10 protein-coding genes are annotated in these 15,517 nt (G+C 73.4%); 4 read left to right on the top strand and 6 right to left on the bottom strand.

What is annotated here, in order from left to right; all coding sequences use genetic code 11:
• Positions 1 to 29 precede the first annotated feature (29 nt).
• Positions 30 to 1,391, bottom strand: coding sequence for a LysR family transcriptional regulator (locus tag KBX06_RS04140; protein WP_210832772.1), 1,362 nt, complete (start codon positions 1,389 to 1,391; stop codon positions 30 to 32).
• Positions 1,392 to 1,881: 490 nt separating this feature from the next.
• On the opposite strand from KBX06_RS04140, the gene KBX06_RS04135 reads away from it, so the two are divergent.
• The 3 genes from KBX06_RS04135 to KBX06_RS04125 all read left to right on the top strand — a co-directional run bounded on the left by KBX06_RS04135 (position 1,882) and on the right by KBX06_RS04125 (position 7,411).
• Positions 1,882 to 2,319: a hypothetical protein gene (locus tag KBX06_RS04135; protein WP_210832771.1), complete on the top strand. Its 438-nt coding sequence runs from the start codon at positions 1,882 to 1,884 to the stop codon at positions 2,317 to 2,319.
• A 1,119-nt stretch (positions 2,320 to 3,438) separates the two neighbouring features.
• Entirely contained in the window at positions 3,439 to 6,471 is a 3,033-nt protein-coding gene (locus KBX06_RS04130) for a BTAD domain-containing putative transcriptional regulator (protein WP_210832770.1), read from the top strand.
• Positions 6,472 to 6,637: 166 nt separating this feature from the next.
• Positions 6,638 to 7,411: an enoyl-CoA hydratase/isomerase family protein gene (locus tag KBX06_RS04125; RefSeq protein WP_210832965.1), complete on the top strand. Its 774-nt coding sequence runs from the start codon at positions 6,638 to 6,640 to the stop codon at positions 7,409 to 7,411.
• A 104-nt stretch (positions 7,412 to 7,515) separates the two neighbouring features.
• On the opposite strand, the gene KBX06_RS04120 is transcribed toward KBX06_RS04125, so the two are convergent.
• Complete coding sequence (locus tag KBX06_RS04120; protein ID WP_210832769.1) at positions 7,516 to 9,075, bottom strand: collagen binding domain-containing protein; 1,560 nt, start codon at positions 9,073 to 9,075, stop codon at positions 7,516 to 7,518.
• Positions 9,076 to 9,404: 329 nt separating this feature from the next.
• Here KBX06_RS04120 and KBX06_RS04115 point away from each other — a divergent pair, with 329 nt between their 5' ends.
• Positions 9,405 to 11,261: a hypothetical protein gene (locus KBX06_RS04115; RefSeq protein WP_210832768.1), complete on the top strand. Its 1,857-nt coding sequence runs from the start codon at positions 9,405 to 9,407 to the stop codon at positions 11,259 to 11,261.
• 113 nt (positions 11,262 to 11,374) lie between these two features.
• Here KBX06_RS04115 and KBX06_RS04110 read toward each other — a convergent pair whose 3' ends face one another.
• The 4 genes from KBX06_RS04110 to KBX06_RS04095 all read right to left on the bottom strand — a co-directional run bounded on the left by KBX06_RS04110 (position 11,375) and on the right by KBX06_RS04095 (position 15,445).
• Positions 11,375 to 11,818 carry an HNH endonuclease gene (locus KBX06_RS04110; protein WP_210832767.1) on the bottom strand — a complete coding sequence of 148 codons (444 nt, stop codon included), beginning with the start codon at positions 11,816 to 11,818 and terminating at the stop codon, positions 11,375 to 11,377.
• 251 nt (positions 11,819 to 12,069) lie between these two features.
• A complete protein-coding gene (locus tag KBX06_RS04105; RefSeq protein WP_247685004.1) occupies positions 12,070 to 13,257 on the bottom strand; it encodes a hypothetical protein in 1,188 nt (395 codons plus the stop codon).
• 70 nt (positions 13,258 to 13,327) lie between these two features.
• Positions 13,328 to 14,860 (bottom strand): FAD-dependent oxidoreductase, encoded by a 1,533-nt coding sequence (locus tag KBX06_RS04100; RefSeq protein ID WP_210832766.1) that lies wholly within the window; start codon positions 14,858 to 14,860, stop codon positions 13,328 to 13,330.
• A 93-nt stretch (positions 14,861 to 14,953) separates the two neighbouring features.
• Positions 14,954 to 15,445 carry an MSMEG_6728 family protein gene (locus KBX06_RS04095; protein WP_210832765.1) on the bottom strand — a complete coding sequence of 164 codons (492 nt, stop codon included), beginning with the start codon at positions 15,443 to 15,445 and terminating at the stop codon, positions 14,954 to 14,956.
• Positions 15,446 to 15,517: the final 72 nt, after the last annotated feature.

Below are 15,517 nucleotides of genomic sequence, written 5' to 3'. Positions count from 1 at the left end.
GGCGACGGAGCGGCAGGTTCGTCCGGCTGTCACTGACAGTCGGATCGCGCCTCGGCGAAGGCGGGCCATCCGACCGGGTCGGCACGCATCTCGGCGAGCAGTTCCGGGCGTAGCTCCGCCAGTCGCCGGATCTGCCCCTCTCGCAGCCAGCGCACGATCCACTGAGCCGTCGCGGTGGCCGTGCTGCGTCGCCGCCATCCGACTGTCATCCGCACCCGGACGTCCTCGGCAAGTCGGACGGCACGCACCGCGCCACTGGGGACCAGGGTCGCGCCGGTGAGGGCCACCGCTGAACCATCTTCGATGATGCGGCGACCGCTGGGCCCGTTGAGGGCGGTGAACCGGATCCGTGGATCGAATCCCATCGACCGGCAGAGCAGCAGCACCGACTGGTGGTTGCGGCTGCCGGGCGGACCACTGATCCAGTCGTAGTCGGCCAGCTCGCGCAGGCTCACCGCCGTCCGGCCGCCATCGGCACCGAGTGGCATCAGGACGTGGGCAGGATCCTCGAACGCGACGGCTTTCTCCCGCCCGGGTGGTACGGCGAGGCTGACGAAGGGAAGATCGGCGTAGAGGCAGATGTCGGCGGCGAGCATCGTCGGCGTCCAGTCCGGGCCCGGGATCTCGATGATGTGTTGCCGCACGTCGACCTGGGCATCGTCGCGGAGCGCGTCGATGAGTCCGTGGAAACCGAATTCGCTGGCCAACTGCAGGTCCCCTGGGGGCACCGAAGGTTCCTCGGCTGCGGCCGGCGCGGCGAGACAGGACAGCGCCCGGTCCAGCAGGCGCAGGTGCGGCAGCAGCTCGACGAGCCTGGGGGCAGGCTCGACACCGCTTCGGGTGCGCTCGAACAGGGTGGCCTGCCAGCGTCGCTCGATCCGGGCCAACTGCGCACTCAGCGAAGGCTGCGGGATCTGTAGCTGGCCGGCAGCGGTGCCGATCGAGCCGGTCGCGGCAATCGTGGTGACCACCCGGACGTGCCGCATCGAAAGGGACTCGACGCCGAGAAGTCGCACGATTTCCTGGGATGCGGCCACCGCCTGGCTGGCCGGACCCACCATGGCCCTTCCCCGCTCGGTCAGGTGGTGCTGTCGTCCCGCCTGTCGCAGCCAGGCCGACTCCTCGGCGCCGGCCATCCGGCGTAGGCGCTTGCGCACGGCGGGTTCGCCGAGGCCGAGCGAGGCGGCGAGGGTGGGGCAGTCATCACCGTGCGCGACACCCAGCAGAAGTCGAAGATCTATTGTTTCCACGAGTTCAGATGGTATGGCCGCTGCGCGCGATTGGTGAGGGCGACGCCGCGCTGGACTGGTAAATGAGGCAGGGCGGCGACCGCCGATACGGACAGCGACTAATTCGGCACCGAATGGAGTCCGGTAGTCGTGCGGCGGCATTTCCGCATCCGCCGTCGACGATCGATGATTGTTGCGGAGGGGATTAGTTGGAGCCGCCCTGTCCAGGTTGTTCCGGTGGGGGCTGCCGGGCATGCGTCTTCGGGCTCGCAGGTCGAGCAGCGCCGATGCCGGATCGACCGGTGGAGGGCTGCACCATCCACCCTGTCGGTCGTGTCAGGCGCACCTCGCACTCGCGGCGGCATCAGCGACGATCGCGCACGAGCCGGCTCTGGTATGGGCGATGAAACCAGTTGGTAGTCCCCAGACCCGGCCTGATGCTGATCCAATTCCCGTACGGTCTCGTTCCCTTCCGTGGGGCGGCGGGGCCCGTCGGCCGGCCGGTCATGCGGCCAGGCTCGATTTACAGTCCGTTGTTCGACCAGGTCCCAAGGCATCAGCCGCGGTCATTTCATCAGACCTGGGACAATATCCAGCTAAAGTGGAGGAATCCATGAGAACGAGTCAGCAGCCGAGAAGGTACTTCGGTCCTGTGCACCGAATTCTGATGGCGATGGCGCTCGCCGCGACCATCCTCGGCCCCTCTCTCGCTGTTGCCAGCCCCGCACAGGCCGCCAGCACCACGATGTGCTCGGCCACGCCGGTGCCCGCCGGCTGGGTGGTCACCCAGGCGCACAGGGATCCCGCCAACTGCGGCCCCCACCTGCACTACTGGATCACCAACGACCTCTACAACGGAATGCACATCTGCTCCGCCACCCGCGTGCCCGCGGGCTGGGTGGCCACCCAGGCGCAGACGAACCCGGTCACCTGCGGGCCGCACCTGAGCTACTGGGTCACGAGCAACCTCTACAACGGGATGCACATCTGCTCCGCGACCCAGGTGCCCGCGGGTTGGGTGGTCACTCGATCCCAGACGGATCCGGGGACCTGCGGTCCCCACCTGCTCTACTGGATTACCCGAGCCTGACGTCCGGCGAGCGCGGGGTGGTCTGAGGAACGCGTACTCAGCACCGGAGGCGGGTCAGACGCTCGCCCGTCAGGGAACGGACGGGCGAGCACTGCCAAGGCCATCTCATGGGTCACCACGAGATGGCCTTGGCAGTATCCGGGCCACGAATCCCTGGCGTAGGTGGTCCAGGTGTCCGGAGGCGCACACCTGCCGCCAGGGCTGCGCGGCACCGGTCTGCCGGGAAGCCAACGGGTGCCCGCCCGGCCGGTCGGCAGGCCGGCAACTCGTCGGCGAGCCGGCCCAGCGCCGCGTCGGCGCCGGTGTGGGCGAGCACGTCGGCGCCCGCTCGACGGCGTCGGCGCCGTGCGCGGTGACGGTGCCGAGCTGCCGAGCTGCCGAGCGGAGGCCAGCGAGCCGAGGTCGGCCTCGGAGCCGCCGCCGACTCCCAGCCGCAGCGTCGCGGTGCGCGCGACGAAGCGGCGCAGGAACTCGTCGTGCAGCGGGTCGGCGACCCCCCGGCCGACCCGGGTGGAGTCGGTGACGCAGGCTGCTGACCCGGCGGCCGGGCCCGTGAGCGGGAGCGCCTCGATCTTCGAGCTGCTCAGATGCTGCCTGTGACGGATCTGTGACGGATCTGGGGTCGGCCCGCCTAGCGTGTCGTCAGCACGGACCGGCAGCCCGCCGGAGCGTACGGGAGGAGGTTCCACACGCATCATTGACACAGTCGGCAGGGCCCCGCGCCTCGTACCGCCCACGACCACCGCTGGGAGGCCCGGACCTCCTAACGAACACCAGTAGCGCACCTACCCGGGGCAGCCGGACCAGGTGGCGTCGGGGGCGGCACGGTCCGAGCCGGCAACGCCACGTACGGGTCCCGGACCCGGGTCAGCGGCCGCACCCGCCTGACCATTGTGTAGTCGGCCCGTCACGGGGGCGGGTCGGCTGCCACGATCCGGCGGGACGAGACACGTCGGCTCTGGTGTCGGTCGTCGGGCCGATGCTGTCAGCGGCGCGTTGGGCGGGAAGTGGTGATCTTCAACGCGACTACCTAGCCGTGACGTGCGACAGCCGGCACACTCGTGGTCGTGCGGGGGCCGCTGCCCGGTGTCCCCGCGGGGCCACGCAGGGGGATTTCACGTGCACAGCGCAGCTATCTTCCGGCTGCTGGGACCGGTCGACCTGGTGTGCGGGGAAACGACGGTGCCGATCAGCGGGCGGGTCTCCCAGGCGGTGCTCGCCGCTCTGCTGCTGGAGGCGGACCGGTATGTCCAGGTCGACCGGTTGGTCGAGGCCGCCTGGGGCGACGACCGGCCCGCGAGGGCCCGTACCCAGGCCCAGAACCGGGTCTCCACGCTCCGCCAGACGCTGCACGCGGCCCTCGGCCGCCAGATCATCGAGTCCACCGGCAGCAGCTACCGCATCCGGCTGGACGGCATCGCCCTCGACGTCGACGAGTTCGACCGGTTCCTGCGGGTGGGCACCGACAGCATCGGTGCGGGCGACCTCGGCGGCGGCGTGAGCGCGCTGGAGAAGGCACTGGCGCTCTTTCGCGGCCCCGCACTGGACGGCCTGACCACGCCGCTGATGAGGGCCGCCGCCGAGCGGCTCGACCAGGCCCGTATCGACGCGACCGAGCAGTTGATCGACGCCCGGCTCGCGCTCGGCGAGCACCGGGCGGCTCTGTCCACCCTCGCCACGCTCGTCGCCGAGAACCCGTGGCGGGAGCGGTTGCACAGCCAGCTGATGATCGCCCTCTACCGCAGCGGACGCCAGGCCGACGCGCTCGCCGCCTTCGAGCAGATCCGTGGACGACTCGCCGACGAACTGGGTGTCGACCCCGGGCCCGACCTGCTGCGTACCCGGGACCTGATCCTGCGCGAGGACCCGTCGCTCGCGGCCCCCGAGGCGCCACCGCCCGCGGTGGCCCCGTCCGCCGGTGGCTGCCACCTGCCCCGCGCGGTGCCCGACTTCACCGGCCGCGCCGGTGACGTCGCGGCGTTGGACGCCCTGGCAGGTGAGGCGCCGCACGAGCCCGTCGTCGCCGTCGTCACCGGTACGGCGGGCGTCGGCAAGACGGCCCTCGCCCTGCACTGGGGACACCGTCGGCGTGCCCTGTTCCCGGACGGCCAGGTATACGTCAACCTGCGTGGACACGGTCCGGGCGCGGAGCTTCCGCCGCTCGCCGCGCTCGCGGTCCTGCTACAGGCGCTCGGGGTCACACCGGAGGAGATTCCGGCCGACGAGGACGCCGCTGCCAACGCCTACCGCGCGGTCCTCACCGGTCGCCGCGTCCTCGTCGTCGCCGACAACGCGGCCACCGCAGAACAGGTTCGACCGCTGTTGCCCACCCAGCCGGGCACGATGGTCGTGGTCACCAGCCGCGACAGCCTCACCGGGCTGGTCGCCATCGACGGAGCGCGGCGCGTGCCACTGTCGCGACTCAGCTCCGTCGACGCCGTGCGCCTGCTCCGGCGGATGCTGGGCGAGGGCGCCGTCGACGCCGACCCGGCCGCCGCAGCCGAGCTCGTGGCGGCGTGCGCGTACCTGCCGCTGGCGCTGCGGATCGCGGGCGCGCACCTGTGCGACCCGGCCGGGCCCGGTCTCGTCGGCTATGTGGCCGAGCTGCGCCGCGCCGCCCGGCTCGACATACTGCAGGTTCCCGTCGACGAGCTCGCGGCCGTCCGGGCCGCGTTCGACCGTTCCAGCCAACGGCTCTCCGCCGCCGCGGCCCGGCTGTTCCGGCTCTGCGGCGCGGTGCCGGCACCGGACATCGCGGCCGACGCCGCCGCCGCGGTCGGCGACACCACCGCCTGGCACGCCGCGGAACTGCTCGACCAGCTGGCGGCCGCCCACCTCGTCGAGCGGGTCGGCCCCGGCCGGTACGCCATGCACGACCTGCTCCGCGAGTACGCCAACGAGCAGTGCCGCCTGAACGAGCCCGAAACGGCGGCTGCGGTCGGTCGGTTCTACGACCACTACCGCGACCGCGCGGACGCGGCGGCGGTGTTGGCGTTCCCGACCGCCCTGCGACTGCCCGGCGAGCCGCCGCAGCCGGGCGGGTTCCCGGACCGCACGGCGGCGTTGGAATGGCTCGATGCCGAACGCGCCGTCCTCGTCGCCGCCGTCGCGGCAGCGGCTGCGGAAGGCCATCCCGACGCGGCCTGGCGGCTGGCTCAGGCGTTGCGGCCCTACTTCTGGCTCCGCCGTTGCACCGTCGAGTGGCGTGCCACGGAGCTTGCCGGCCGGGATGCCGCCACCGACGCGGGCGAACAGCAGGCGATCGCCGCCGGGTCCTTCGGACTGGGCATGGCGGACATCAACTTCGGCAGGTACGCCGACGCCGTCGGACACCTGCGGGTAGCGGCAGCGGCGAGCCGGGCCGCCGGATGGACGGCGGGCGAGGCCAGCGCCGTCGGCAACCTGGGCATCGCGTTCAGCGAGCTCGGCCGCCTCACCGAGGCCGCCGAGCACTACCGGCGGGCCTACGACCTCAACCAGCAACTCGGTCGGGTCGGTAGCCAGGCCAACAACCTCGGCAACCTCGGCCTGTCCGAGCTGCGGCTGGGCGACTTCCCCGCGGCGGTCCGGCACCTGCAACGCTGCCTGGATCTGTACGCCGAGTTCGGCGGCGGCCAGCACGACGGCGTCTATCTGGCGGGTTGCGCCCAGGCGCACCGCCATCTCGGCAATCTCGACGTCGCTGCCGACCAGCTCCAGCGGGCTCTGGCGATCTGCCGCGATCTCGACGACGAGGAGCAGGAGGTCCTGGTCCTCGTCGACCTCGCTCTGGTGCACCGCGCGTACGGCGACACCGACGCCGCGGTCGAGCACGCCCGGCAGGCCGCCGCACTCGCCAGACACCTGCACGACGCGGACGTCAGGTCGGTGGCGCTCGCCGGGCGGGCCGCCGTCCTGGCCGGCAGCGACCCCGCCGCCGCCCGAACCGACGCGGCGGAGGCGGTGCGCCTGGCGACCGAGGGCGCCAACACCTACGTCACCGCGCACGCCCTGCTGTCCCTGGCCGACGCCGAGATGGCGGGTGGCGACCGACGCTCCTGCCGGGACCACGCCGAGCAGGCGCTGCGCTTGGCCCAGGAGTACGGCTTCGCCGAGATAGCCCGCCGGGCCCGCGCGCTGGGCGCCCCGTCGTCGGCCGGGCAGTCCACGTAGCCGGTCCCGACCGTGCCGGCGGCGAGCCGGTAGCTGGAGGCGTCCCGGCGGCAGGCGGCGGGGGCCGGCGACCACCCCGCCACGGTGGTCGCCGGGCCGCCGTCGTTATGGTCGCCGCACCGACGCGGCGCCGCTCCCGGTGGCCGGGCGGGACGTCGAAGGGGTGGTGACGGTGGCGGACGCGGATCTCCTCGTCGAGGTGAGCGGGCCGGTGGCGAGGGTGGTGATCCGCAACCCGGCGCGGCGCAACGCGATGACCACCGCGATGTGGCGGCGGCTGCCGGAACTGCTCGACGGGCTGGAGGCCGATCCGGCCGTCCGGGCGCTGGTGCTCACCGGCGCCGGGGACACCTTCTGCGCCGGCGCGGACCTGGGCGACCTGGACGAGCTGCTGGACGCCGGTGACGCCAGCATCGCGGTGGCCGCCGAGGAGCGGCTCGCCGCCTTCGCCAAGCCGACCCTCGCCGTCGTCCGGGGCGCGTGCGTGGGCGGCGGCTGTCAGCTCGCCGTCGCCTGCGACCTGCGGGTCGCCGCCGCCGACGCCCGGTTCGGCGTGCCGCCGGCGCGGCTGGGCCTGGTGTACCCGGCGCCGACCACCCGCCGGCTGGCCCGGCTGGTCGGCCCGGCCGCCGCCAAGCACCTGCTGTTCACCGCCGAGCTGGTCGACGCCGAGCGGGCGCTGCGGGTGGGCCTGGTCGACGAGGTGCTGCCGGGCGACCGGCTCGCCGCCCGGGTGGAGGAACTCACCGCCGCCGTGGTGGCCCGGTCGCAGCTCAGCGTCGCCGCCGCCAAGGAGATCGTCGACGGGCGGGCGGACGAGAACCGGATCGCCTGGTGGCACGGGCAGGTCCGGGCCAGCGGCGAGGCCCGTGAGGGCGTCGCGGCCTTCCACGAGCGTCGCCCGCCCCGCTTCGGCTGGACGCCGCCCGCCCTGCGCTGACCGGATCCATCACCCGCAGGGGCGGCGGGGAGAGCGCCCCGCCCGCGCGGGACGTGACCCGACCGGGGGTGGGGCGGTCGTTCGACCCCCACCCCCGGTCCGGGTCAGGCCGGGTCGGCCAGGACGATCGTGATCGACCGGGCCGCGTCGTCGCGCAACCGGATCGTCTTCGCCGAGGACCGGTCGGTGCCGCCGTACCAGCCGGCGGTCCATGGCGGGTTCGGGACGTACCGGAGCTTGACCGGCTGGTCCGCGAGCCCCTCGATCACCCGTGGCCCGTAATGGAAGGAGTATTCCTTCACCAGGTCGCCCGTGGTCGCGTTGTAGACCTCGCCGGCGAGCCAACCGTGGTACGGCTGACCGTCCGCGGAGGTCGCGGCGACGTTGATCCGGGGGCCGGTCCTGCGCAGCGAGATGTCGGCGATGCCCGGCTCGTCGGTTCCCGCCCTGACCGCCTCCGCGGCCCGGCGGTTCGGCGTGCCACCCGACCAGACCGCCGCGTAGGGCTCGGCGTGGTCGTAGAAGTGCGAAAACTGCAGCGGCCAGGCGTACGGGCCGAGGTTCGGCACGGTGTAGGCGCCCTCCGAGTCGGCGCAGAACCTGCCGATCCCGGGCGGCCCGCCGCTGCCCTGCCGCAGGGGCAGCAGGGACGCACAGCCGTTGACCAGGGGCTCGCCGGTCGCGGCGTCCCGGATGGTTCCGGTGATCCGGGCGGCCGGATCCAGCTTGACCGTGGGGACGGTGCTCAGCCGGCCGCCCTGTCCGTCGACGCGCAGCGCGTCGTGCTGCCGGCCGACGCCGCCGTTGCGGCCCACCCACTGGGCGCCGTGCACGTCGTCGCCGGGGAGGGCCAGCAGGGTGTAATCGCCCGGCTCCAGCTCCCGCAGAGTGACCCGGCCCTGATCGTCGGTGTAGTTCACGTCCCACCGGCAGGTGTCGTCGTCCAGCGCGCCGAAGACCAGCGGCAGGGCGGCCACGCAGGTGTACGGCACCGGCTGACCGGTGGCCCGGTCCACCACGGTGGTGGTGATGGCGGTGGTGGGCCGGAGGGCGACCTCGACCCGGGTGGTCCGGCCGAGGGCGACCGAGACGTTCCTGACCTCCTGGCGGGCGTGCAGGCCGTCCGACGAGCGCACGTGGAGGGTGTACGTCCCGGACGCCAGGTTCTCCAGCCGCAGGCGGCCGTTCGTGGCTCCGCACTGGAGGGAGTGTTCCTGGACGCCGGCGCAGATCGCGTCGACCGGAGCGCCGCTGACCGCGTCGGTGGCCACCACCTCCACGACGCCGGGCAGCAGCATGGTCTCCTCGGGGACGGTGGTGGTCGCGCCGGGCGCGACCGTCACCAAGTCGGCCGTGGAGTAGCCGAGCTTCTGGTGGGACCACTGGAAGCGGCCAAGGAAACCATACTGGATCTTGTAGGTCCCGGCCGGCACCGAGGAGAACCGGAAGTTGCCCTCGGTGTCGGACAGGACCTGCCCGCCGGCGGCGCCGTCGGTGGTGAAGAGGTTGACGGTCACGCTGCCGGGCTGCTCCGTCACCACGTGGCCGGAGATCGCCCCCGGGGTGGGCTCCTCGGCGTACGCGGGTGTGGCGGCCAGACCGGTGGTCAGGCTGAGCACCGCAGCCGCGGCGAAGGCGGCGTACCTGCGGGCAGGATGGTTCATCTGTTCCCCGTTCGGGCGGAGGAGGCGGACGCGGGCGTCGGACCGGCGGCCCGGACGGGCTGACACGGGCGGCGGTCACGCTGGTCCCACACTGGTACCGGTTGCCCGCACGCTACTCCGACGACCCCCGCCCGCGCTGACCTCGTCGCAGGAACCGGCCGGACGGCCCGACCGCGCACCGCCAGCCGGGGTGATCGACCTCCGCCGATCGGGTGGTTCCCGCCCGGCGTCGGACCGTAGGCGGTGGTGAAGGCCGTCGCCGTCGACGACGGTCACTACGATCCGGGTGGGCCGCCGCTCGACGGCGAGCCATGAAGGAGGAGCTCCAGTTGAGATTCACCACCCGCGGTCTTCGGGGGCGCGGGCGCACGTCGGCAGGCGTGGTCGTCGCCGCACTGGTGCTGGGAGCCGTCGGCCTCCCCGCCGGGCCGGCCGCAGCCGCCGAGCCGCACCACGTGCTCACCCCCTCGTTCCTCGCCTACACCGACTCCACCAAACCCGACAGCGCGGTCTTCCACCCCAGCGGGGGCGACATCCCGGTTGGCTCGTGGCGCGACGACGTCCAGACCGTCCACACCTCCCGGGTCTACGTCACCTTCGACATCGGCGGGATCTATGCGGGGCGGGTGAGCAAGGCCGCGCTCGTCGCGCGGGAGAGCAGGGCGAACGACTGCTCCCGCGCGCGTACGACCACCGCCCGACCCACCGCGGCCTTCACTGGTGAGAACAGCTGGTCGAGCCCGCCGAGGACGATCGGCAAGGCGGTCGACGCGACCGCCGAGGGAAGCGACTGCACCTCCTGGCGAACGACCTGGGACCTGGCCGCCGCCCTGCGTGACGCACTGACCCGGGGCGACGACAAGCTCACCACCGAGCTGCGCATTCCCAAGCGGCACGAGGGGAGCGTCTTTCACGGCCGCTGGTTGGAGACCAACGAGTTCCGGTTCGAGGTGGAGCTGACCAACACCGCTCCGCTGAAGCCGACCAGGCTCTACAACGGCAACACCGACACACCGTGCGGCGCAGCTTACTTCGCCCGGTCGGACTTCAGCGCGTACGCGAACATGACCGACCGGGACCGCGACCCGGGCGACTCGCTGACCCCCGAGTTCGAGTTCTGGCCGGTCGCCGACCCGTCGGCCGTCACCGCGATGCAGACGGCCGTCTCGAGCGGTGGGGACGGCCTGAGCGGCGTCGGCACGGTGCCGGTGACCTCCCTGCCCGACGGCGAGTACGCCTGGCACGCCCGGACGTACGACCAGCGCGCCTGGTCGCCGTGGAGTGACCCGTGTCGCTTCCTGGTGGACCGGACGGCTCCCGGTGTCCCGCCGACCGTGGCATCTCCGGAGTATCCGGAGAACCCGACCAGCCCGACCGGCGGCACCGACGTCACCGGCACCTTCCTGCTCACGGCCCACGGTGTCGGTGACGTGGTGCGCTTCCAGTACGGCGAGAACCAGTGGAGCCTCTACAACCAGGTGCCCGCCGACCAGCTCGGCGGCGCGGCGACCATCCAGTGGCGGCCCCGTGGCGCCGGAGCGCAGACGCTCTACGTGGTCAGCGTCGACCGGGCCGGCAACACCTCACCGGTGCGGGCGTACACGTTCAACGTCCGGGACCGGACGGTCACCGCCTGGTCGACGAAGCAGGAGCCGGACCCGTCCGGGGCCGGCATCGCGGTGACGATACGGTTCGGCACACAGCCCGGCAACGGCGTCACCACTGTCACCTACCGCGTCGACGGCGCGGCGGAGCAGTCCGTCGCGATGGGCGCCGAGGGGGTGGCCGAGCCGGTGATCGGGCCGCTCAAGGGCGGCCAGCACACGCTCGCCTACGCCGGCCGCAACGCCGCCGGTGAGGCGCTGTACGAGCAGGAGACCACCTTCTACGTCGACGACGCGCCGACGGTGGCCTCGGACGGTGTGTATCCGATCGAGGGTTCGGGCGGCGGGGTCGGTGTCCCCGGAGTGTTCACGGTGACACCGGCCGTGCCGCAGGGGGCTACCTCGGTCAACTGGTTCACCACCGCCGACAGCAACCCGACGGTGGTGCCGCTGGACGCCGACGGTAAGGCCCGGATCACGTGGACGCCGACGGCCTCCGGCTGGACCTACTTCTGGTTCTCCGTGAAGTATGCCGACGGCACCTCGTCCGGCTCACGGTCGTTCTCGACCACGGTCCGGTGACACCTCGGCGGGGTGCGGGAAACTCCCCGCGCCCCGCCGCCGGTGCGGGGCCGGCGGGTGCCGCGCCGAGGGTCGTACCCCGACGCGGCCCCCCGTTCCCGCCGGCCGGTCCGTCACCGCCCGGCCAGCGACGCCCAGGTCGGCACCACCGGCTCGCGCCGCAGCGGCATGCCCGCCTCGGCCGGCGTCCGGTCGCCCTTGCGCTGGTTGCACGCGTAGCAGGCGGCGGTCGTGTTACGCCAGGTGTTCCGGCCGCCGCGCGAGCGGGGCAGGACGTGGTCGACGGTGCCGGCCGGCCCCCCGCAGTACGCGCAGCAGCGCCCGTCGCGGCGTAGCACGCCGGCACGGGACCAGGCCGGGGCGGCGCTGAACCGCCACCGGGTCACCACGTAGCGGACCAGGCGCACCACCCGGGGGACCGGGAACACGCCGATCACCCGGTCCGGCTCGGCCTCGTGGATCTCGGCGACCCGCCGGCAGAGCATCCGGATCGCGTGCTGGACGGTGACCCGGTGCAGCGGGCCGAGGTCGGCATTGACGACGAGGACGGCGTCCACCGGTGTCTCCCTTCGTGGCGGTGACGAGCTGGGCGGGCCGGACAACGAAAGAGCCGCCCGGTCCGGGTGCGGACGGGCGGCTCGACGTCGTGCGGGCACGCGTCAGTCGGGCCGGCCGCCCACGTGGTGTTCGGCGCGGTGACCGCCGCCGCCGGCCGGCGACGCCGGACGCGTGGGTAGGCACGACGGCACACAGGTGACGTGCGACATCGACATGACCAGCTCCCGCAGCGGTGGTTGACCTTGCACGATCACGGTAGGTCGGCGGGGGAGAGAGGGGCAACGGATTTCGATCGAGGCCCCGGCTCGTCGGGGCGGCGCTGGCGGCGGGCCCGGCTGGCGGCCCGCGCGGCGCCCAGGGGCCGGTCGATGCGTACGGCCATCCGCGCGGCCAGCTCGCTCTCCAGCAGCGGCCGGTTGACCTCGGCGGCGACCGCGAGCGCCGGCCCGGAGACGGTACGCCAGATCGCGGCCAGCCCGGCGCCGAGCCCGAGCAGGGCCACGGCGGCCCGGGTCATCGGCGACCCGGCGGCGGCGAGCACGCTCACCCCCACCACGGCGAAGAGCACCGCGAGCAGCGGTACGAGCACCGGCCAGAAGATCCCCCGGACGGCCTGCACCACCAGCGTCCGGTCCCGCACGATCAGGTTCCGGGCGACGATCGCGTAGTCCTCCTCGTCCAGCAGGTCCCTCGGGTGCAGCCCGCCGGTGAGCACGCCCTGCCACAGCTCGCCCTGGTTGCGCAGCTCGCGGGCCAGCTCGGGCAGCCCCGCCTCGGTCGGGTCGCCCACGCCGGCCCGGGTGACCGCCGACGACCACGCCGACAGCGACCGGCGGACCACGGCGGCCGAGTACGGGGGCAGCACGCTGGCCAGCTCGCCCAGCCAGCGGCCGATCTCGAATTGCCGGCCGCCGAAGCGGTGCGCCACCTGCCGGGCGTCGCCGTGCCGAACGGCGTCGCCGTAGCGGACCGTGTCGGCCAGCGAGCGGCCCAGCCGGTACGCCAGCCCCACCCGCTGGTTGGTGGCCATCGTCCAGCGCAGCAGCTCGACGTTCAGGTCGTCGAGGGCGAGCAGCAGGGCGTCGCCGGAGCCGTCGGCCACCCGGCCCCGCGCGTCGGCGGTGCCGGGCGCGGGGCCGACGCGCCGGGTCAGCGCGGCGATCTGGGCGAGTGCGACCTCCACGCCGTCCAGGTACATCTGCATGCGCCGCCGTCCCGACATCTCGGTCAGGTTGGACAGCTTCGCCGGTGCGCCCGGCGGCCGGTCGGTGCCGGGGTCACGCAGCTCGGCGGTCTGCGCGTGGTGGTAGGCGTCCGCCATCCACCAGCCGAGCCGCAGGGCGGTCACGACGCAGGCCCGCTCGTCCCGGATCAGCGGGTACGCGTCGTCCCGCGGCATGTCGGCGACGAGTGGGCCGTCGTCCGTGCGCGGCGACATCCCGCTGACCTCCCGGCTCATCCCAGACGATCAGCCTAGGCCAACCCGATGACCTTTTTGCCCGCTTTGCTCAGCCTCGCCCGGCGAGCAGGCCCCGGGGTCGGATCGAGCGCAGCGGCTCGGCCGCGCCGCCCTCGGCCCGCAGGATGTGGTTGGCCGCGACGATCCCGGTCGCCGCCGACCGCTCCATCAGCGCGCTCGGGAAGTCCGTCCGGATGCCGTCGCCGGCCAGGTAGAGCCCGTCGGCGTCGGTGCGTACCCCCGGCCGCCAGGCGTGACTGCCGGGCGTGAACGCCGGCGCCTGCGCCTCCACCCGGGCGCGCAGCTCCCGGACCCGCAGCCGGGCCGCCTCCGGCCAGAGCGCCGTCAGCTCGACCCGCATCCGCTCGGCCAGCTCCTCGGCCGGCACGCCCGCGTCGCAGGCGTACGCGTGCAGCTCCACGACCGAGCCGCCGGTGCGCTGCGCCCAGCGGCGGGACTCGTTCTCCAGCCGGTGATAGAGGGTCACCGAGTCCAGGGTGGGCTGTCGGGACACCCCGTTGAACACCGCCCGGTCGGCGGCGACGTCCCCGTCGCACCAGTAGCGCGCCACCGCGTACGGCGGGCCGGGCCGACCGAACGCGGGCATCCGCGCCGCCAACCGGGGCGCGTGGTCGGCCAGGCCGGGCGAGGCCGCGACCAGCGCGGCCAGGGCGGGCGGGTCGACGGCGAGCACCACGTGCCCGGCCGGGTACGCCGTGCCGTCGGCGGTCGTCACCCGCCACCCGGCGGCCTCGCGGGTCAGGGTGGTGGCGGCGGCGCTCGTGAGCACCCGGCCGCCGTGCTTCTCCACGTGCCGGGTCAGCGGCTCCCAGATCGCCGTCGCGTAGTCCTCGTCGGGGCAGTCGAAGGCCAGCCCTTCCGGGTTGCCCAGCAGGTAGAAGTGGAACTGGGCGATCATCTCCGCCGCCGACATCTCCGCCTCGTGGTTGAAGAACGAGTGGGAGAAGACCTCGAAGAGCATCGCGCGGGCCCGGTCCGGCAGCCGCAACGAGGTGAGCAGCGCGTCGGCGGTCGTGTCGTCGAACTCGGCGTACGTGCGCCCCGGGTCGTACGTGAGCAGCGGCAGCGCCGCGTCCCGGTCCATTCCGCGCAGGTCGCCCAGGCGCAGGCTGGGGCTGCGCAGCAGCAGCGCCAGCAGGTTCATCGGCGGCGCGGGCGGCAGCCGGCCGAACTCCTCGGTCGGCCAACGCCCGCTCAGGATCGGGTAGCCCGGAACCGGCTTGAGGAAGCCCAGTTCCGGGTCGGCGCGGCGCAGGACGGAGCGCCAGTTGTAGTACTGCCGGAAGAACGCGTGGAAGCCGTGCTCGTTCATCTGCCGGGTGCCGTCGGCGAGCGTCTCCGGCCAGGCCCCGAGCCGGCCGCCGAGGGTCGGCGCGGCCTCCAGCACGGTCACCGTCACCCCGCGTTCGGCCAGCACCACCGCCGCCGACATGCCGGCGATCCCGCCGCCGACCACCACCGCCTCCACCGGGCCCGGCACGCGGGGGGCCCCGCCACCGCCCGGGTCCACCTCGTGTTCGCGTACGCCGATAAGCCGACCGGCCACCTTCGACAGCGCCATGTGCACCTTCCCGCCGGATGAGCCTCCAGTCTGCCCGGTGAGGTGTAAGGAAGGGCCCCTTCCTAACGCATAGCGTTAGGAAGGGGCCCTTCCTTACACCTCAGGTGGTAGGCAGCGGCGCTTCCGGTCCGAGGCGGGCCAGACGTACTCCAGGTCGGGCGGGACGTCGTCGCCGAAGATCGGGCCGTAGTGCCCGGGGTCCTTGCGCAGCAGCGACGAGCGGTGGCTCAGGTGCAGGTCGTCGCGGCCCAGCCAGGGCGGCAGCTCCCCGGCCTCGGCCAGCTCGGCCTGCGTGCGGACCCGGGTGAGGCCGCAGGCGGCGGCGAGGTCGGCGGTCATCGTGGTGGCGCAGGTGTCCGCCCGCCCGGGCTCGCACCAGACCGCGCAGACGTCCAGCCCGTAGCGGGTCAGGGCCTCCTCGTACCCGGCCCACATCTTCACCGCCGGGTGGTTGCGCCAGCCGTACGTGGGCCAGGTCAGACCGCGCAGCACCTGGATGGTCTCCACCCGCTGCTTGCCCAGCCGTTTCTGGTCCAGGGTCCGGGCACTGGCCAGGAAGTCCGGGTACGGCAGGAACGTCTGCATGCCGGTGCTCTACCCGTCCCCGGATGGGACATGCCGGGGCGACCAGCGTCCATGATCACGGGGCTGCGCGCG

It is taken from the genome of Micromonospora sp. C31, assembly GCF_018070575.1.
Classification (GTDB): Bacteria; Actinomycetota; Actinomycetes; order Mycobacteriales; family Micromonosporaceae; genus Micromonospora.
This window is presented reverse-complemented; position numbering and strand designations above follow the sequence as displayed.